The following is an 18,445-nucleotide window of genomic DNA, read 5'->3' as shown; positions in this document are numbered from 1 at the left end:
GAGATGAACCATGGTTGAAACCGCCTATGCCCTCTATCTGGTCATCACGCTCGCCATCACCATCTGGGTCGCGCGGACCCTGTCTAAAAATGGCGAGGTCTTCCTGACCCAATGTTTCGGCCATGATGCGCAACTGGCCCGCTCGACCAACCATCTGCTCGTCGTCGGCTTCTATCTCGTCAACATCGGTTTCATCACCCTGACCCTCAGCCTGGGGAAGGAACCGACCAGCTATGCCGAAACGATCCGCTTCCTCAGCGCCAAGATCGGCCTCGCCGTGCTGGTGCTGGGCGGCATGCATTTCTTCAACATGGGCGCGATCGCCCATTTCGGTCGCAAGGTGAATGGCTGGCTGCACGACGGCCATCCCCAGGCCGCCTGATCGCCAGCCGGAAGGGTGCGCCCCACCCTTCCCCCTTTCCGGGAGGTTCCGATGTCCCATGCCGATCCTGCCCATCTTCGCGGCGCCGCCCGCGCGATCCTGACCGCCGGCCCGTTGTTCATGACACTCTATCTGGCCGCCGATCTCTATCGCCGCATACCCGATGCGATCACGGTGGATTGGCGCATTTTCGTCATCCTGCCCCTCATATTGCTCTTCGCGTTGATCTTCGGCCCCTTGGTTGCCGCCATCCCGATCATCATCGGGACGACGTCGATGCGCGTCCTGGCATATCATTGTCCCCTTTTTGCCCCCCGCGCCTTCTGGTTGCTCGCCGGTGCCGCCATCGGCTTCGGCGTGGCTTATGGCTGCGACCTACTGGGGGAAGTCCCCGATTTGAGCTTTGCCCTGATCGCCACCAGCGGCCTCAGCGGCTGGCTGGCCTACACGCCGGAATAGTATTTCCACGCCCCTGTCCTATTGAACCATGCCCCGCTATACTGATTGCATCTCATAACAATATGTCCCACTGGCGTTCGGAAATTGCCGAATGTGCGGGAAAAGTGCGAAGTTAAGCGAAATATGTCCAATCACCAGATCCATGTCATCGGCGGCGGTCTCGCCGGTTCGGAAGCCGCCTGGCAGCTCGCCCAGGCCGGTATCAAGGTCCGCCTGTCGGAAATGCGCGGCACCGGAGAGATGACCCCGGCGCACCAGACCGACGGGCTGGCAGAACTGGTCTGCTCCAACAGTTTTCGCTCCGATGATGCGGACAAGAATGCCGTCGGCCTGCTGCATCAGGAAATGCGCCGCCTCGGCTCGCTGATCATGGACCGCGCCGAACCGGCCAAGGTGCCGGCCGGCTCTGCCCTGGCGGTCGATCGTCATGTCTTTTCCGAGGGCGTTACCCGCGCGCTCGCCGAACATCCCAATGTCGAGATCGTGCGCGAGCGGATCGACACGCTGCCGACGGAGGGCATGACCATCGTCGCCACCGGGCCGCTGACCGCCGCCGCGCTGGCCAGCAGCATCGGCGAAGCCGCCGGCATGGAGCATCTCGCCTTTTTCGACGCGATCGCGCCGGTCATCCATTTCGACAGCATCGACATGGAAGAATGCTGGATGGCCAATCGCTGGGACAAGATCGGCCCCGGCGGTGGCGAGGGCAAGGACTATATCAACTGCCCGATGAACAAGGAGCAGTATCAGGCCTTCGTCCAGGGGCTGCTCGACGGCGAGAAGACCGAGTTCAAGGAATGGGAGTCGAGCACCCCCTATTTCGAGGGCTGCATGCCGATCGAGGTGATGGCCTCGCGCGGGCCGGAAACGCTGCGCCACGGCCCGATGAAGCCGATGGGGCTCGACAATCCCAAGACCGGCCGCTGGCCCTATGCCGTGGTCCAGCTGCGCCAGGACAATGCGTCGGGTACGCTGTGGAACATGGTCGGTTTCCAGACCAAGCTGAAGCATGGCGCGCAGGTCGAACTGTTCCGCACCATTCCGGGCCTGGAAAAGGCGGAGTTCGCGCGGCTGGGCGGGCTGCACCGCAACACCTTCATCCAGAGCCCCAAGCTGCTCGATCCGACGCTGCGCCTGAAAAGCGCGCCGCATATCCGTTTCGCCGGGCAGATGACCGGGTGCGAGGGCTATGTCGAGAGCGCTGCCATCGGCCTCATCGCCGGGCGTTTCGCTGCGGCCGAGATATTGGGCCAGGAATTGGCGCCGCCGCCCGCCGACACGGCACTGGGCGCGCTGCTCGGCCATGTCACCGGCAATGTCGAGACCGCAGACTATCAGCCGATGAACGTCAATTTCGGCCTGTTCCCGACGCTCGACGACGTCAAGAAGAAGCAGCGCAAGGAAGCCTATACCGCCCGCGCTCGCGCCTCTTTCGGTCGCTGGCTGGGTGAGGTGGTGGAACCGGCCTGACCCTTCCGGGACAGGCTCAGCATTTGCAGCGCGGTTTCGCCGCCCGCTTCGGCGCGGTGGTGGCGAATTCGGCCGGGGTCAGCTTGCCGTCCTTGTCGGCATCGGCCCCGCCAAAGCGATCGGCCGTCGCCACCGCCCATTCCTCGAACGACAGGAGATTATCCTTGTTCGCGTCGAGTTGTTTGAACGCGGCAGTGCGGCTGCCCAGCATCTCGATCCGGCTGATGATGCCGTCGCGATTGCGGTCATAACGGGCGAAGCGCTTTTCCTCGCGGCTCTGCGGACTGGCCTCGCCGGGCATCGGCGGCGCCTCGCCAACGGCATCGGGGTCGCCTTCGGGCAGAGCCTCATTGGCTGGCGGCGGCGGCGGCGCGAGCAAAGCCTTGGGCGGCGGCTCGTTGGTCGCCCGCCCCTGCCACCAGAACAGGCCGGCCGCGACCAGCAGCAACGCCCCCATGCCACCTGCCAGCAACCGTCCCATCGCCCGCTCCCCCCTTCGTGACGGCAGCGAACCTATCGCGATCACCTAGCGCCCGACAAGCGCGATCCGCATCAACCGCCAGGCCATGCTCCGCGTCAGCCCAACCGGCGCCCGCTGTCCCCGCTCGACATCATACCGTGCCAGCAGATAGGCGATGCGCAGCGGCTTCCACGCCCTGGGCCACGCCGGATCACCAACCTGCGGCAACAGGTCGCGGGCCAGGCCGATGGCGGCATCGGCCAGTGCCTCGTCGCCGCTATGGGCGGACAGATCCCACAAGGCCCAGACCTTGCCCGCTGCGATCAGCCAGTCGGGTGCATCGGCCACATCGGCCAGCGCCTGGAACAGCCCGCCGCCGCGCCCGGCGGCATAGTCGCGCAGGCCGGTGAGGTCGATCTCCGGCTCCACCACCAGCACTTCCCAACCGTCGAGCATCGCCGGGATACCGGGCGCGTCCAGCGCGCCGATCGCGCGCAGCCAGTCGACCACCGGTTCGCCCTGTCCCTTGACGCCCGCCTCATCGGTGACGACACCCAGCCACCAGGCGAGGCGCATCTGCCCGATCGCCGCATCGCTGGTGGTTCGCGCAATTTGCGCAAAGCGCTGGTCCAGCGCCCAGAGCGCCCGATGCCGCTCGGCAAAGCGCCCCGCATGCCCGGAAAGCAGGCGCGCCAGCGGCGCCAGATCGTCCGTGCGATCCATCATTTCGATCCCGATCTAAAAATGGCTTATCAATCCTTTAACCAGACTTCGCATAGAGACCCTAACCAGTCCCGTTGCATGGCCGACGATGGCCCTGTCCAGATTTCTGGGGGGGAAACGGGCGACATGGGTGAATGCGGAACATGGGCAAGCAGATCAAGCGCGCGATGACATTCCTCGGCCGGCTTCGGCGCAACCAGGCGGGCAACACGCTCGCCATGGTGGCCGCGGCGGTCATTCCCCTTGCCGGTCTGATCGGGGGCGGCGTCGACATGAGCCGCGCCTATATGGTCCGCGCGCGCATGCAGCAAGCCTGCGACGCCGCCGCACTAGCGGGACGGCGTGCAATGACGACTGCGTCGATGTCTGCAAATGACATCAAGGAAGCGAAGAAATTCTTCGACTTCAACTTCCCGCAGCAAACGTTCGGTGCCGCCAGCTTCACCCCGGTAATCCAGAGCAAACCCGGCGAGACGACGACGGTACAGGTCTCAGCCGACACAACCATTCCAACCACTATCATGCGCATCTTCGGCATCCAGACACTGTCGCTATCGGTCAATTGCGACTCCCGCTTCGACATCGGCAATACCGACGTGATGATGGTGCTCGATACGACCGGGTCGATGGCTTATTCCATTTCTGACGGCAAGGGCGGCACGACGACCCGTCTGGCCGCTCTACAGCAAGCCGTGAAGGACTTTTACGATACGCTCGGCCCCGGTTCCGACACGACCGGCCGCGTCCGCTATGGCTTCATGCCCTACAGCAGCACCGTCAATGTCGGACGCCTGCTGCCCACGCAGTTTCTGGTGGGCACGAACAACGGCGACACTTGGAACTATAATTCGCGTCGAGCGACCTATTATAACGGCACGATAATTTCATCGAGCATTTGCTATCGAAAATATGGGAGCAATAACTGTCGCACATCCGCTTCAAACGCGGGAACCGACTCTGGCACGAATATCAGGCCTGGCGCCTGCTCAACCTGGGGCAATACGGCCGTAGCGAACAGTGGAACCGTACCGTACACCGTCACGCGAGTGACCTACGCACCCTATAGCTGGAACAATTCCACCACTATCCCATCTTCGGGAACATCGACGGCGGCGTGCATTCGCAAGGAAACGACGACGACCCACCAATCCGGCTATACCAAGCCGACCGGATGGGCATTTTTTCAATATGAATATGGCACTTACGCCTTGCCGGTAAACGCCCTTATCAATGGTGGCTCCGTCGCCAACCCCGCTTATACCGCCGACTCGCCCAACGATGATGCCGGCAATCCCGTGCCTGCGACCACCACCTGGAATGGTTGCATAGAGGAACGATCGACCGACAGCACGATCACCAAGGACACGTCTACCGCCAGCGTTCCGGCCAACGCCTTCGACTTGCAGATCGACACGCTTCCGGACAGCGAGGCTACACGATGGCGCCCGCATTGGCCTGACGTGGAGTTTCAGCGCAACGGTACATGGTATAACAGCCCTGACATGGTGAGCAACGGCTATAGCGCATGCCCCAGCCAAGCCCGGCTGCTAACCTCCTATGCCAACCGCACCGCCACCCCGAGCGGCCAGCCCAGCAGCTTTGACAATTATGTCGATAATCTGGTGGCAATCGGTGGCACCTATCACACCATCGGCATGATGTGGGGCGCCCGTTTCTTGTCGCCCACAGGCATTTTCTCGGCCAACAACGCATCCGCTCCCAACGGCTTCAACATTTCCCGCCACATCGTGTTCATGACGGATGGCGACATGAGCGCCTATACCGATGTCTATGGCGCTTGGGGCTATCAGTCCTTGGATCGACGAGATGGACCGTCAGGCACCGACAATAAGGGTCTGACCGATATCCACAATAATCGCCTGGAGATGATGTGCAACGCCATCAAGTCGCGCGGCATAACCATCTGGGTAGTCGGGTTCCGCAATGCGTCCGAAGGCAATATCCAGACGCCGCTACAAAACTGCGCTACCAGTTCCAACCATTGGATGATGGCCTACGACGCCGCAACGCTGACGCAGAAGTTCAAAGATATCGCCAAGAATATCGGCGGTTTGAGGTTGTCGAACTGATGCCCCGTTCTTTTTGCATCTCCCGTAATCTGCAGCGCGATCAACGCGGTGCTACGCTGATGGAATTCGGCCTGATCGTGACGCCACTCTGCCTGTTCATAATGGGCGTGGGCGATCTGGGCTATCAATCCTATCTGAGGTCAGTGGCGCAAGGGGTGCTGGACCGTGCAGCCCGCGCAGCATCGGTCGGCACGCTCAACAGCACACAGGTCGATGCCTATATCGATAGCCAGATGCAGGCAATCAACAGCAAGAACGGCACAACGTCGGTCACCAAGAAAAGCTATTATAATTTCTCGCGCATCGGCAAGCCGGAGAAGATTACTAGCGATACCGCACCGCTCGGTACATATAATACCGGTGACTGTTTCGAGGATTCCAACGGCAATGGCAGCTACGACAGCGAATCGGGCTCCACGGGCCTGGGCGGCGCAGACGACATCGTCTTTTATCAGGTGACTGTATCCATGCCCCGCTTGTTCCCGATGGCCAAGCTGCTGGGCTGGAGCGCAACCCAGACCGCCACGGCCAACGCCACCATCCGCAACCAGCCCTGGTCCAACCAGGCCACTCTGCCGATTGTCTGCACATGACTTCGATCCATCCCCCCCTTGTGCGCTGGGCGCGCCGTTTGTGCGACGATCAGTCGGGCCTGGCCCTGATCGAATTTGCCTATTCGTTGCCGGTGCTGATGGTGCTGTCGATGGGCGGGCTGGAAATCGCCAATCTCGCGACCGCTCATATGCGCGTCAGCCAGATTGCGATGCTGGTCGCCGACAATGCCTCGCGCGAGCGAACCTCGATCGATGAGGCCGACATCAACGAGATTTTCACCGGCGCAGAACTGGCCGGCGCCAACCTCAAGGATTTCAAGGCGAATACCCGCATCTTCCTGTCCGACCTAGAGCCCAATACCCAGACCGGCACCAAGGCAGGGCAATATATTCGCTGGCAGCGCTGCTGGGGTGGCGGTACCTTTACCTCCACTTACGGCAAGGCCGGCGACGGTACCAGCGACGCCACATTGGCGGATGGGCTTGGCCCCACCGGCACCAAGATCAAATCGGGCAGCGGCACGGCCGTGATGTTCGTGGAAGTGGCCTATACCTATCAGCCGCTGGTCTCCAACAGCATCTTCGGCACGAAAGTCATCCGCTACACCAGCGCCTTCAACGTGCGCGAGCGGACCGATCAGGCGATGAAGAATGCGGGCAAGCTGACGACCGCTCAGACAGCCGCCTGTCCCACCTGATGGCGAGTAGAAAAAGGGGCGATCCGATCGGACCGCCCCTTTTTCATTCTTACTTGTAGCAGACCTTCTTGGCCGCTTCGACCACGCGGGCCGCGTCGATCAGTGCCAGCTTTTCGAGGTTGGCGGCATAAGGCAGCGGCACATCCTCGTTGGTGACGCGCAGGACCGGGGCATCGAGATCGTCGAAGCCCTTTTCCATCACGACGGCGGCGATTTCCGACGCGATCGAGCAGGTCGGCCAGCCTTCTTCCACCACCACCAGGCGGTTGGTCTTCTTGAGGCTCTCCAGAACCGTCGCGGTGTCGAGCGGGCGCAGCGTGCGCAGGTCGATCACCTCGGCATCGATGCCTTCGGCAGCAAGCTGCTCGGCCGCGTCGAGCGCCAGGCCCACGCCGATCGAGTAGCTGACCAGGGTCACGTCCTTGCCCGGACGCATGATGCGGGCCTTGCCGATCGGCAGGACATAGTCATCAACCTTGGGCACGTCGAAGCTGCGGCCGTAGAGAAGTTCATTCTCCAGGAACACGACCGGGTCGGTCGAGCGGATCGCGGCCTTCAGCAGGCCCTTGGCATCGGCCGCATCATAGGGCGCGATCACGATCAGGCCGGGAACCGCGGCGTACCATGGGCCGTAGTTCTGCGAGTGCTGCGCGCCGACGCGGCTCGCCGCGCCGTTGGGACCACGGAACACGATCGGGCAGCGCATCTGGCCACCGGACATATAGTTGGTCTTGGCCGCCGAGTTGATGATGTGGTCGATCGCCTGCATGGCGAAGTTGAACGTCATGAACTCGATCACCGGACGCAGGCCACCCATGGCCGCGCCCGAACCGATGCCGGCAAAGCCATATTCGGTGATCGGCGTGTCGATGACGCGCTTGGGACCGAATTCGTCGAGCAGGCCCTGGGTCACCTTGTAGGCGCCCTGATATTCGGCGACTTCCTCGCCCATCACGAAGACGCGCGGGTCCGACCGCATTTCCTCGGCCATGGCGTCACGCAGCGCTTCGCGCACGGTGGTCTTGACGAACTCGGTGCCGGCCGGAAGGTCCGGATCCTGCACGGTCGCCTTAGCTTCCGACGCCAGCTTGGAGGTACCGCTTTCCGCCTTCTTGGGAGCGTCCTCGGCCTTGGGGGCTTCGGCCTTGGGCGCAGGTGCCGGAGCAGCCTCGCCGCCCTCGCCCGCCATCGTCGCGATGACGGTGCCGACCTTCACGCCTTCGGTGCCTTCGGCAATCACGATCTGGCCGATCTTGCCTTCGTCGACGGCTTCGAATTCCATCGTCGCCTTGTCGGTCTCGATCTCGGCGAGGATGTCGCCGGACTTCACTTCATCGCCTTCCTTCACCAGCCACTTGGCCAGCGTGCCCTCTTCCATCGTCGGCGAGAGCGCCGGCATCTTGATTTCGATACCCATTAATATTGCTCCACCAGCACGTCGGTATAGAGTTCATGCATCTCAGGTTCGGGCGAGGTTTCGGCGAAATCGGCCGCTTCGGCGACGATCTTGCGGATATCCTGGTCGATAACCTTGATCTCGTCCTCGCTGACGCCGGCATCGATCAGATATTTCTTCACGCCCTCGATCGGGTCGCTGTTGTCGCGCACGGCCTGAACCTCGTCACGCGAACGATATTTGGCCGGGTCGGACATGGAGTGGCCGCGATAGCGGTAGGTCTTCATTTCGAGCAGGATAGGACCATTGCCGCCCTGGACCCACTTGAGCGCTTCCTCGGTCGCGCCGCGCACCGCCAGAACGTCCATGCCGTCGACCTGGATGCCGGGGATACGGAAGCTCTCGCCGCGGCGATAAAGCTGGTCTTCCGATGAGGCGCGGTTGACGCTGGTGCCCATGGCATATTGGTTGTTCTCGATCACGAAGATGATCGGGAGCTTCCACAGTTCGGCCATGTTGAACGATTCGTAGACCTGGCCCTGGTTGGCCGCGCCGTCGCCGAAATAGGCAACGCACACGCCGCCATCGTCATTATATTTGTGGGCGAAGGCCAGCCCCGCGCCAAGCGACACCTGGGCGCCGACGATGCCGTGGCCGCCATAGAATTTATGCTCGACGCTGAACATGTGCATCGAACCGCCCTTGCCGCGCGAAATGCCGGCTTCGCGGCCGGTCAGTTCGGCCATGATGACCTTGGGATCGATGCCATAGGCGAGCATGTGACCATGGTCGCGATAGCCGGTGATCACGCTGTCCTTGCCGGGCTTGAGCGCCGACTGGATGCCGACCGCAACCGCTTCCTGGCCGATATAGAGGTGACAGAAGCCGCCGATGAAACCCAGACCATAGAGCTGGCCGGCCTTTTCCTCGAAGCGGCGGATCAGAACCATCTGCCGATAGAATTCCAGCAGTTCTTCCTTGCTGGCCTTGTAGTCGGTGGGCGTTTCGGGGCGCGGACGATTATGGTCCGCACCGGCCGGCACTGCGGCCTTTGCCTTTGCGCTGTCGGCGCGCGGCGTGGTTGGTTTCGCCAAGGCTATTATCCTTTTGCGTGGGTAGGATGGAAGGAAGCCCGATATGCGTCAGAGTTGCATAGATTGCAACGGCGGACCCCACGGAATCCCGGCATAATGAATGTCCCGAGTGCAAAAACGACAATCCATGACAACGCTGTCGAAAACGGGCCGCGAACGGCTGGCAACAAAATGTTGCCGCGACAGGATTTTACCAAATAAATGGAAAGCGCACGCCGTCGGGGGTGCGGATCAGTTCAGCGGAACGATCACTTCGTCATGGTGAATCACGCCGAGCTGGCGACGGATCAGTTCGTCAGACAGATCGGGATCGACGCGGCGCGGATTGAGCAGATCGACCCGGTTGCGCAGCTCCTGGCGATGCAGCTGGACGATCTTGAGTTCAGCCTTCGCATCGCGCAGCTGGCGCGAATAATCGCCCCAGGCGAGCACGCCATTGGAGCCGAGCACCACATAGCCAGCAAAAAACAGCAGCAACAGCACCGCGATTGCCGGCCCGAGGGCCGACATCAATAGCATGCGGAGCTTCGCGATATGCGCCATGAACTGCTTGAATCACAGGATTCGACCGGTCGCAAGCAAAAATATGCCCGATGCGACCAGCCGAATCCCTAACCTGAAATCAGCAGTAGATCAGCGGAAGATCGAACGACCGGCATAGACCGCCATGTCGCCCAGTTCCTCTTCGATGCGGATCAGCTGATTATACTTGGCAAGCCGGTCCGAACGGGCGAGCGAGCCGGTCTTGATCTGACCGCAATTGGTGGCGACGGCGAGGTCGGCGATGGTCGAATCCTCGGTCTCGCCCGAACGGTGCGACATGACCGCCGTGTAGCGGGCACGGTGTGCCATATCGACGGCGGCGAGCGTTTCCGACAGCGTGCCGATCTGGTTGACCTTCACCAGCAGCGAATTGGCCAGCCCCTTGCCAATGCCCATCGACAGGCGGGCCGGGTTGGTGACGAACAGATCGTCGCCGACCAGTTGGACCTTGTCACCGATCTTGTCGGTCAGCGCCTTCCAGCCCTCGAAATCATCCTCGCTCATGCCGTCCTCGATCGACTTGATCGGGTAGTCGGCGGCTAGCGCAGCGAGATAGTCGGCCATTTCGACCGGCGAAAGCGACAGGCCTTCGCCCGAAATCTCGTATTTGCCGTTCTTGAAAAATTCGGTCGCGGCACAGTCCAGCGCCAGCACAACATCGTCACCAGGCTTGTAGCCGGCCTTTTCGACCGACAGCATGATGAAGTCGAGCGCATCGCGGGTCGAGGCGATGTTGGGGGCAAAGCCGCCCTCGTCACCGACCGAGGTGGCCAAACCCTTGTCGTGCAGGCCCTTCTTGAGCGTGTGGAAGATTTCCGAACCGATGCGCACGGCGTCGGCGATGCTCTCCGCACCGACCGGCATGATCATGAATTCCTGGAAATCGATCGGGTTGTCGGCATGCTCGCCGCCGTTGATGATGTTCATCATCGGCACCGGCAGAACATGCGAGGACACGCCGCCGACATAGCGATAGAGCGGCAGGCCGCGCGCGTCGGCGGCCGCCTTGGCAGTGGCCAGCGACACGCCCAGGATCGCGTTGGCGCCCAGACGCGACTTGTTCTCGGTGCCGTCGAGCGCGATCATCGCGGCATCAACTTCGCCCTGGTCCTCGGCATCGAGGCCGATGAGCTGCTCGGCAATTTCGTCATTGACGGCGGCGACAGCGGCCAGCACGCCCTTGCCCAGATATTTGCTCTTGTCGCCGTCGCGCTTTTCGACCGCCTCATAGGCACCGGTCGACGCGCCCGAGGGCACGGCGGCGCGGCCGAAGCTGCCATCTTCCAGCATCACGTCGACTTCGACGGTCGGATTGCCGCGGCTGTCGAGAATCTGGCGGGCGTGGATATCGAGAATGGCGGTCATGATCGCTCCCTGATCTGGGCCCGGACACGCGCCGGGCGGCCTTTTCGCGGCCCCGCTTAGCCAGCAGCCCCAAACTTGGCAATCCGGGGGACTTGCCATCGGACAAAAAATGCCGATGCTCAAAATAGTAACGGCGCCGGAACTGTAGGCCGCCGCCAAGCATTAGGATCATGACAGCCCGCCTCGCGCGGGACCATGAGGTTGAGCTTTAGGGAGACTTTGGACGATGGCCGACACCCCGGAAACCCCGCCCGTCAAGCGCGCGAAGAAGGCGGTTGCCGCCAAGGCGAAGCCGGCGTCGACCAAGGCCTCCACCCCGGCCGTCAAGGCCGCGCCGGTGAAGAAGGCCGCCACCCGCAAGGCGCCCGCAAAACCCGGAAACGGGGCAGCCCATGGCTGGTCCGCACAGATTGCGCCGATCAAGGCGCAGGCCGAAAAGGCCGCCAAGGCCGCAACCGACAAGATCAATTCGGTCGACTGGAAGGCGCATATCGACCCGATCAAGGAACAGGCCGGCAAGACCGCAAAGTCTGCGGCGAGCAGTGCCAAGGACAAGACCGGTTCGGCGATGCAGAGCCTGTCGAAGCTGATTGCGGACACCGCCGGCACGGTCGATGCGAAGCTCGGCCCGCAATATGGCGACTATGCCCGCCAGGCAGCGGAATCGGTGGCCAGTGCTGCAGATACGCTGGACAGCAAGGATGTCGACCAACTGATGACCGAGGCGCGTGATTTCGTGCGCAAGAGCCCGGCCGTTGCCATCAGCGCCGCGGCCGTGGTCGGTTTCGTGCTGATGCGCCTTGCCAAGGGATCGTCCGACAGCGACGCCTGACGAACGCAAGACAGGATTATCGTGACGGCTAACCGCAGGCCCCGGCTGACGGGGCGGAGGGGCAATTGACGCAGGAACCAGCGGATACGGTGGCAACGCCGCAGACCGAGGGGAATGAGGGGTCTGTCCGCGCGACATTCGCCCGCCTCTACACCGATGGCCGCGCCTATGCGCAGGCGGAGGTCGAGCGCCAGAAGCTGCGCGCCGGCATTGCTGGCGCCGGCATCCGCAATGCCGCGATCCTGGGGATCGTGGCCCTGATGCTGCTGTTCGCCGCGATCGTGACCCTGTTGATCGGGTTGGTGATTGCGCTGTCCGCGATGATCGGGCCGCTCTGGGCAACGCTGGCGGTGTTCGGCGGCGCTGTACTGATCGCCGTCCTGCTGCTGCTGCTGGCCAAGGGACAGATCAGCCATATGTTGAAGACGATCAAGTCATGAACCGGGAACAGGCCTATCGCGAAGCGACCGAACGCGCGGTGCATCTGCGCAGCAAGGCGGTCCTGAGCCTTGCCGATGCCCAGGCGCGGATCGCACCCGATCGGCTGAAGGCCGATGTCGAGGCGAAGATCACGGCGACTGCGCTCGACGGCGTCGCCTATGTCGGTGCCAAGGTGCGCCAGCGGCCGGTTGCAACCGGCGCGGCGGCAACCGGCATCGTCCTGTTTCTCTTCCGCCGCCCCCTCACGGCACTTTTCGGACGCCTGTTCGTTCGACTGAGGAACCGTAACACGGAAATTTCGGAGATTGATGATGGCTGACATCCGCGCCCAACTGAGCCGCGTCCGCGAAGCGGCCAATGATGCCGCCGGCAGCGCGACCGACATGATCAAGGACAGCACCGGCAAGGCGCGCGAAAGCGCCGGCGAACTGATCCAGACCGGCAAGGACAAGGCGAGCGAAGCCTATGGCGACGCGCGCGACCGGGGCCAGCGGGTTGCTGCCCGCGCAAACGAGATCATTCAGGAGCATCCGGTGGCGGCAGTCGCCGGCGCGGTCGCGGCCGGTGCGGTCATCGCCTGGATGTTCCCCAAGAGCCGGAAGGTGATGAAGGCGCTGCCGGGCCTGGCCGCCACCGCCGGCGCCCGCGTGCTGGAGGCGGCCGCCACCGCCCGCACTGCCGCGAGCGAGAATAGCGAGTCGCTGCGCCACAATGCAGGCGAAGCGCTGGCCAGTGCGCGAGACAATGCCGGTGAAGTGCTCAGCAAGGCCCGCGAAACGGCAAGCCATGCGCTGTCGAGCGCCAAGGAAAGCGCCAGCGACACCGCGACGGCGGCCCGTGACGCTGCGGCATCGGCCGATCTTGGCGGCAAGGCATCGAAGCTGGCGGACGAACTGGTCGCGCTCGTTTCCACCCGCGTCGAGGCGCTGGGCGACGCGATCAAGGCGCGATTGCCGAAAAGCTAATCGCGATTGCCGCAAACGCAATCGACACAAAGACCGCTTTCCTTGGCGGATCGCAGGGACGATGCTAAGGCACCGCGATCAGTCAAAGGAGAACATATAACGCCATGAGCAAGATGCATCTGGTGATGGGCGGCCGCGTAACCAACCCGCAGACGCTGGAATTCCAGGACCTCAGCAAGGTCGACCTGGTTGGCGTCTTCCCTGACTATGCCTCGGCCGAAAAGGCCTGGCGCGGCGCGGCGCAGCGCACCGTCGATGACGCCGAAATGCGCTATGTGATCGTCCATCTGCACCGCCTGCTGGAGCCTGAACTGCCGGCAGCCTGATGACCCGTTTCGGGCGAGACCGGATCATGCCCCGGTTTCGCCCGAACACATATTATCGAACGATCAATTGATAGCCTGGGGCCGTTTACGGAAGCGCCAGCGCAGCAAGGGCCGGGTCAAGGCCAGCCCTGCCAGGAAGCCGCCGATATGCGCGGCAATCGCGATCTGACCCAGATCGCCCAATCCCCCCGCCGTCGCCACGCCGATCATCAACTGGATCGCGATCCAGGCGGCTGCCAGCCACAGCACCCGCACGAAATTGGCCGACAACGGCCCGATCCGCCGCACCTGTTGCTGGCTGTAAAGCAGCGCATAGGTGGCGATGATCGCGGAAATCGCGCCGCTCGCCCCGACCATCGGATTGATCGATTCCGGCGTGATCGCCCATTGCGCGAAGCAGGCGGCATAGGCACCAACGACATAGAGGATCAGCGTGCCGGTGCGGCCCAGCACATGCTCGACCTGCCGCCCGCAGAAAAGCAGCATCAGCAGGTTGAAGGCGATATGCAGCCAGCCGGCATGGACGAAGGTGCAACTGAGCGGCGTCAGCCACCAGGGCACCGCCGCCATGCCGTCCAGCAGGCCGGGATTGCCAATGCGGGCGGGCATGAACCCGCCCAGCAAGGCCGCATTGTCGATCTGCCCGGTTGCCAGCAGCAACAGGAACAGGACGAACGTGACCAGCGCGATCGCGTTGGTCGTGCGTCCGGCAGGCAGTTTCACGGGATCAGATGAACGCGATCTTGTCGACCAGGTAGAATTTGTCGCCCGACGGGACCGACACTTCCACCTCGTCACCGACCTCGCGGCCGATCAGCGCACGGCCCAGCGGGCTGTTATAGCTGATCATGCCCGCCTTGGCATCCGCCTCGGCCTGGCCCACGATCTGATATTTGACCGGCTTGTCGTCCTCGTCCAGCAGGGTCACGGTCGCGCCGAACACGATCTTGTTACCCGACAGGGTGGTCGGATCGATGATCTGGGCGCGCGACAGCTTGTCTTCCAGGTCGGAAATCGTTGCCTCGACCTGCCCCTGCCGTTCCTTGGCGGCGTGATATTCGGCATTTTCCGACAGGTCGCCGTGGGCACGAGCTTCCTCGATGGCGTCCACGATCAGAGGGCGCTCGGCCTTCAGTTCGCGGAGCTGCGCATTGAGCTTGTCATAGCCCACCTGCAGCATCGGCATCTTCTCGACGGTCGCCATTATTGCAAATCCTTCGTCAAAACTTCCCTTTGGCGGCGCCGAACGTGGCGCCACCCGCAGCATGCTTCCTGGTGAAGGGGATCAGGCGTGCGACCCGGGATAATAGGACTGGAGCGAGCGCACTTCAAGGGCGCGGTCCCGCAAAGCCTCGATTGCGTCCGCCGCAGCGACGCTGGCGGTCGCGGTGGTGAAACTTGCAATCTTTGCGCGTAGAGCACTGGTGCGGATCGCCTTGCTGTCCTTCAGGGACTGCCAGCCTTCGGTGGTGTTGAAGATCAGCTGCACGTCGCCATCGGTGATCCGGTCGACGATGTGCGGGCGCCCTTCGGCCACCTTGTTCACATGCTCGACGGCAATCCCCTGCCCTTCCAGATAGGTGGCGGTGCCGCCGGTGGCGATGATGGTGAAGCCCATGCCCGCCAGCTTCTGCACCGCCGGCAGGATCACCGGCTTGTCGCTGTCCTTGACCGACACGAAGACGGTGCCGCTGGTCGGCAGCACGGTGCCCGCGCCCAGCTGCGCCTTGGCAAAGGCGGTCGCGAAATTGCTGTCGATGCCCATGACTTCGCCGGTGCTCTTCATTTCCGGCGAGAGCACGGGGTCGACGCCCGGGAAGCGGTTGAACGGGAAGACGGCTTCCTTGACCGCGACATGGTCGATCGCATTGCGATCGATCTTGGGCAGATCCTTGATCTTTTCACCGGCCATGACGCGCGAGGCGATCTTGGCGATCGGAGTGCCGATCGCCTTGGCGACGAAGGGCACGGTCCGGCTGGCGCGCGGATTGACCTCGATCAGATAGACGATGCCGTCCTTGACCGCGAACTGGATGTTCATCAGGCCACGGACCGACAGGGCACGGGCCAGCACTTCGGTCTGACGCTCGATCTCGGCAATCACCTCATCCGACAGGCTGTAGGGCGGCAGCGAGCAGGCCGAGTCACCGGAGTGAACGCCGGCTTCCTCGATATGCTGCAGCACGCCGGCGACGACCACATCGTCGCCGTCACACAGCGCGTCCACGTCCACCTCGACCGCATCACGCAGATACTGGTCGATCAGCACCGGGGAGTCGCCCGACACCTGCACGGCGGTGGTGATATATTCTTCCAGCTGGGCCTGGCCGTCGACGATTTCCATGGCGCGACCGCCAAGGACGTAGGACGGACGCATCAGCACCGGATAGCCGATGCGGTTGGCGACCGCGATCGCCTCCTCGCGGCTGCGGGCAATGCCGTTGGCCGGCTGGCGCAGCTTCAGCTTGTCGATGAGCGCGGCGAAACGCTCGCGGTCCTCCGCCAGGTCGATCGCGTCCGGGCTGGTGCCCAGGATCGGGATGCCGGCATCTTCCAGCGCCTGCGCGAGCTTGAGCGGCGTCTGGCCGCCAAACTGCACCAGCACGCCGGCCAGCGTCCCCTTCGACATTTCGACATGCAGGATTTCCAGCACGTCCTCAGCCGTCAGCGGCTCGAAATAGAGGCGGTCGGACGTGTCATAGTCGGTCGACACGGTTTCCGGGTTGCAGTTGACCATGATCGTCTCATAGCCGGCTTCGCTCAACGCGAAGCAGGCATGGACGCAGCAATAGTCGAACTCGATACCCTGGCCGATGCGGTTGGGACCACCGCCCAGGATGACGACCTTCTTGCGGTCGCTGGGCTGCGCCTCATTCTCCGGCTCGCCGAAGATCGGGGCTTCATAGGTCGAATACATGTAGGGCGTCTTCGCCTCGAACTCGGCGGCGCAGGTGTCGATGCGCTTGAACACCGGACGCACGCCCAGCTTGTGGCGCAGGCTGCGCACTTCGTCCTCGGTGACGCCGCCGGTCATGGCGACGACGGCATCGTGGATCAGTCCGCTGCCGCGCGCGACGCCGCGCTCATTGCCGCGCAGATTGGCCGACTTGAGCGCCAGCCAGGCGAGACGCTTGTCGGAAAAGCCCATGGCCTTGAGGCGGCGCATGCCGTCCGCGTCGCGCGGCAGGCCATGTTCCAGCACCTCATTCTCGGCCTCGACGATTTCCTTGAGGCGCTCCAGGAACCAGGGATCGAACTTGGCGATATTGTGGATTTCCGCGACGGTCAGCCCTTCACGAAGGGCTTGCGCGGCGACCAGCAGGCGATCGGGCGTCGGCTGTGCCAGGGCGGCGATGATGTCGTCCTTAGGCGCGCCGACCAGATGATCGACCTGGTTGAAGCCGGACAGGCCGGTTTCCAGACCGCGCAGCGCCTTCTGCATCGATTCATGGATGTTGCGGCCGATCGCCATGACTTCGCCGACCGACTTCATGGCGGTGCCCAGCAGCGGCTCGGCGCCCTTGAACTTTTCAAAGGCGAAGCGCGGGATCTTGGTCACGACATAGTCGATGGTCGGCTCGAACGAGGCCGGGGTCGCGCCGGTAATGTCATTCTCGATCTCGTCGAGCGTGTAGCCGACGGCCAGCTTCGCCGCGACCTTGGCGATCGGGAAGCCGGTCGCCTTCGACGCCAGCGCCGAGGAGCGCGACACGCGCGGGTTCATCTCGATGACGACCAGGCGGCCATCCTTGGGATTGACCGCGAACTGGACGTTGGAACCGCCGGTCTCGACGCCGATCTCGCGCAGCACCGCCAGGCTGGCGTTGCGCATGATCTGATATTCCTTGTCGGTCAGCGTCAGCGCCGGCGCGACGGTGATGGAGTCGCCGGTATGGACGCCCATCGGATCGACATTCTCGATCGAACAGATGATGATGGAATTGTCGTTGCGATCGCGCACGACTTCCATCTCATATTCCTTCCAGCCGAGGAGCGATTCCTCGATCAGGACTTCGGTGGTCGGCGAGGCATCCAGGCCGCCGCGGACGATGTTCATGAACTCGTCGCGATTATAGGCGATGCCGCCGCCGGTGCCGCCCATGGTGAAGCTGGGACGGATGATCGAGGGAAGGCCGGTGAACTCCAGCGCTTCCATCGCCTCTTCCATGGTATGGGCGATGCGCGAGCGGGCCGATTCCAGGCCGATCTTGTCCATGGCGTCGCGGAACTTGATCCGGTCCTCCGCCTTGTCGATCGCCTCGGCGTCGGCGCCGATCATCTGGACACCGTACTTCTCCAGCGTGCCGTCGTTGAACAGCGCCAGCGCCGTGTTCAGCGCGGTCTGGCCGCCCATCGTCGGCAGCACCGCATCGGGCCGCTCCTTCTCGATGATCTTCGCCACGATTTCGGGCGTGATCGGCTCGACATAGGTCGCGTCGGCAAATTCCGGATCGGTCATGATGGTGGCCGGGTTGGAATTCACCAGGATGATGCGATAGCCCTCTTCCTTCAGCGCCTTGACCGCCTGCGTGCCCGAATAATCGAACTCGCACGCCTGGCCGATGATGATCGGACCAGCGCCGATGATGAGGATGGAGGAGATGTCTGTGCGCTTGGGCATTATTTGGCCTCTGATTTACAGTTGAA

General features: G+C 62.9%; 20 protein-coding genes. 11 read left to right on the top strand and 9 right to left on the bottom strand.

Going from position 1 to position 18,445, the window contains the following annotated elements; translation table 11 throughout:
* The first annotated feature begins 10 nt into the window (after positions 1-10).
* The 3 genes from AC0KVN_RS19360 (at position 11) to trmFO (ending at position 2,311) form a co-directional block, all read left to right on the top strand.
* Complete coding sequence (locus AC0KVN_RS19360) at positions 11-382, top strand: hypothetical protein (protein ID WP_097382644.1); 372 nt, start codon at positions 11-13, stop codon at positions 380-382.
* 51 nt (positions 383-433) lie between these two features.
* Positions 434-841 carry a hypothetical protein gene (locus AC0KVN_RS19355; RefSeq protein ID WP_435567704.1) on the top strand — a complete coding sequence of 136 codons (408 nt, stop codon included), beginning with the start codon at positions 434-436 and terminating at the stop codon, positions 839-841.
* Between the two features lie 123 nt (positions 842-964).
* Positions 965-2,311: a methylenetetrahydrofolate--tRNA-(uracil(54)-C(5))-methyltransferase (FADH(2)-oxidizing) TrmFO gene (gene trmFO, locus AC0KVN_RS19350; RefSeq protein ID WP_435567705.1), complete on the top strand. Its 1,347-nt coding sequence runs from the start codon at positions 965-967 to the stop codon at positions 2,309-2,311.
* A 16-nt stretch (positions 2,312-2,327) separates the two neighbouring features.
* On the opposite strand, the gene AC0KVN_RS19345 is transcribed toward trmFO, so the two are convergent.
* Positions 2,328-2,792 carry an EF-hand domain-containing protein gene (locus AC0KVN_RS19345; protein ID WP_125998624.1) on the bottom strand — a complete coding sequence of 155 codons (465 nt, stop codon included), beginning with the start codon at positions 2,790-2,792 and terminating at the stop codon, positions 2,328-2,330.
* A 45-nt stretch (positions 2,793-2,837) separates the two neighbouring features.
* The gene (locus AC0KVN_RS19340; protein WP_435567706.1) at positions 2,838-3,497 is read right to left on the bottom strand and encodes a hypothetical protein; all 660 of its coding nucleotides are present in this window, start codon (positions 3,495-3,497) and stop codon (positions 2,838-2,840) included.
* 140 nt (positions 3,498-3,637) lie between these two features.
* Here AC0KVN_RS19340 and AC0KVN_RS19335 point away from each other — a divergent pair, with 140 nt between their 5' ends.
* The 3 genes from AC0KVN_RS19335 to AC0KVN_RS19325 are packed head-to-tail and all read left to right on the top strand — an operon-like array spanning position 3,638 to position 6,836.
* Positions 3,638-5,584, top strand: a complete 1,947-nt coding sequence (locus AC0KVN_RS19335) for a TadE/TadG family type IV pilus assembly protein (RefSeq protein ID WP_435567707.1) — start codon at positions 3,638-3,640, stop codon at positions 5,582-5,584.
* Positions 5,584-6,177 (top strand): TadE/TadG family type IV pilus assembly protein, encoded by a 594-nt coding sequence (locus AC0KVN_RS19330; RefSeq protein ID WP_435567708.1) that lies wholly within the window; start codon positions 5,584-5,586, stop codon positions 6,175-6,177. Before AC0KVN_RS19335 ends, AC0KVN_RS19330 begins: the two co-directional genes overlap by 1 nt.
* Positions 6,174-6,836 carry a TadE/TadG family type IV pilus assembly protein gene (locus AC0KVN_RS19325; RefSeq protein ID WP_270092644.1) on the top strand — a complete coding sequence of 221 codons (663 nt, stop codon included), beginning with the start codon at positions 6,174-6,176 and terminating at the stop codon, positions 6,834-6,836. The genes AC0KVN_RS19330 and AC0KVN_RS19325 overlap by 4 nt, the downstream gene beginning before the upstream one ends.
* A 49-nt stretch (positions 6,837-6,885) precedes the next feature.
* On the opposite strand, the gene AC0KVN_RS19320 is transcribed toward AC0KVN_RS19325, so the two are convergent.
* The 4 genes from AC0KVN_RS19320 to eno form a co-directional block, all read right to left on the bottom strand.
* On the bottom strand, positions 6,886-8,253 hold the full coding sequence (locus tag AC0KVN_RS19320) for a pyruvate dehydrogenase complex E1 component subunit beta (protein ID WP_161730340.1): 1,368 nt from the start codon (positions 8,251-8,253) through the stop codon (positions 6,886-6,888).
* The gene (gene pdhA / locus AC0KVN_RS19315) at positions 8,253-9,326 is read right to left on the bottom strand and encodes a pyruvate dehydrogenase (acetyl-transferring) E1 component subunit alpha (RefSeq protein ID WP_004211796.1); all 1,074 of its coding nucleotides are present in this window, start codon (positions 9,324-9,326) and stop codon (positions 8,253-8,255) included. Before pdhA ends, AC0KVN_RS19320 begins: the two co-directional genes overlap by 1 nt.
* 231 nt (positions 9,327-9,557) lie before the next feature.
* Positions 9,558-9,869, bottom strand: a complete 312-nt coding sequence (locus tag AC0KVN_RS19310) for an FtsB family cell division protein (RefSeq protein ID WP_004211795.1) — start codon at positions 9,867-9,869, stop codon at positions 9,558-9,560.
* Between the two features lie 90 nt (positions 9,870-9,959).
* Positions 9,960-11,234, bottom strand: a complete 1,275-nt coding sequence (gene eno / locus AC0KVN_RS19305) for a phosphopyruvate hydratase (RefSeq protein ID WP_004211794.1) — start codon at positions 11,232-11,234, stop codon at positions 9,960-9,962.
* 226 nt (positions 11,235-11,460) lie between these two features.
* Between eno and AC0KVN_RS19300 the strand changes: the two genes are divergently transcribed.
* The 5 genes from AC0KVN_RS19300 (at position 11,461) to AC0KVN_RS19280 (ending at position 13,798) form a co-directional block, all read left to right on the top strand.
* The gene (locus AC0KVN_RS19300; protein ID WP_483656333.1) at positions 11,461-12,066 is read left to right on the top strand and encodes a hypothetical protein; all 606 of its coding nucleotides are present in this window, start codon (positions 11,461-11,463) and stop codon (positions 12,064-12,066) included.
* Positions 12,067-12,131: 65 nt separating this feature from the next.
* Positions 12,132-12,506 carry a phage holin family protein gene (locus AC0KVN_RS19295; RefSeq protein ID WP_097382636.1) on the top strand — a complete coding sequence of 125 codons (375 nt, stop codon included), beginning with the start codon at positions 12,132-12,134 and terminating at the stop codon, positions 12,504-12,506.
* Positions 12,503-12,826, top strand: coding sequence for a hypothetical protein (locus AC0KVN_RS19290; RefSeq protein WP_017501338.1), 324 nt, complete (start codon positions 12,503-12,505; stop codon positions 12,824-12,826). Before AC0KVN_RS19295 ends, AC0KVN_RS19290 begins: the two co-directional genes overlap by 4 nt.
* On the top strand, positions 12,819-13,472 hold the full coding sequence (locus AC0KVN_RS19285) for a hypothetical protein (RefSeq protein WP_435567756.1): 654 nt from the start codon (positions 12,819-12,821) through the stop codon (positions 13,470-13,472). Before AC0KVN_RS19290 ends, AC0KVN_RS19285 begins: the two co-directional genes overlap by 8 nt.
* Before the next feature lie 104 nt (positions 13,473-13,576).
* A complete protein-coding gene (locus tag AC0KVN_RS19280; RefSeq protein WP_004211788.1) occupies positions 13,577-13,798 on the top strand; it encodes a DUF4170 domain-containing protein in 222 nt (73 codons plus the stop codon).
* A gap of 63 nt (positions 13,799-13,861) precedes the next feature.
* Here the strand turns inward: AC0KVN_RS19280 and AC0KVN_RS19275 are convergent, their stop codons facing one another.
* From AC0KVN_RS19275 to carB, 3 genes are all read right to left on the bottom strand, one after another.
* Entirely contained in the window at positions 13,862-14,521 is a 660-nt protein-coding gene (locus tag AC0KVN_RS19275; protein WP_069335868.1) for a rhomboid family intramembrane serine protease, read from the bottom strand.
* Between the two features lie 4 nt (positions 14,522-14,525).
* Positions 14,526-15,002 carry a transcription elongation factor GreA gene (greA, locus tag AC0KVN_RS19270; protein ID WP_004211784.1) on the bottom strand — a complete coding sequence of 159 codons (477 nt, stop codon included), beginning with the start codon at positions 15,000-15,002 and terminating at the stop codon, positions 14,526-14,528.
* A gap of 81 nt (positions 15,003-15,083) precedes the next feature.
* Positions 15,084-18,419, bottom strand: a complete 3,336-nt coding sequence (gene carB / locus AC0KVN_RS19265) for a carbamoyl-phosphate synthase large subunit (protein WP_010337195.1) — start codon at positions 18,417-18,419, stop codon at positions 15,084-15,086.
* Positions 18,420-18,445 lie beyond the last annotated feature (26 nt).

It is taken from the genome of Sphingobium sp. SG1, assembly GCF_057063145.1.
The sequence above is the reverse complement of the archived record's forward strand: the minus strand, read 5'-3'. Positions and strand labels throughout refer to the sequence as shown.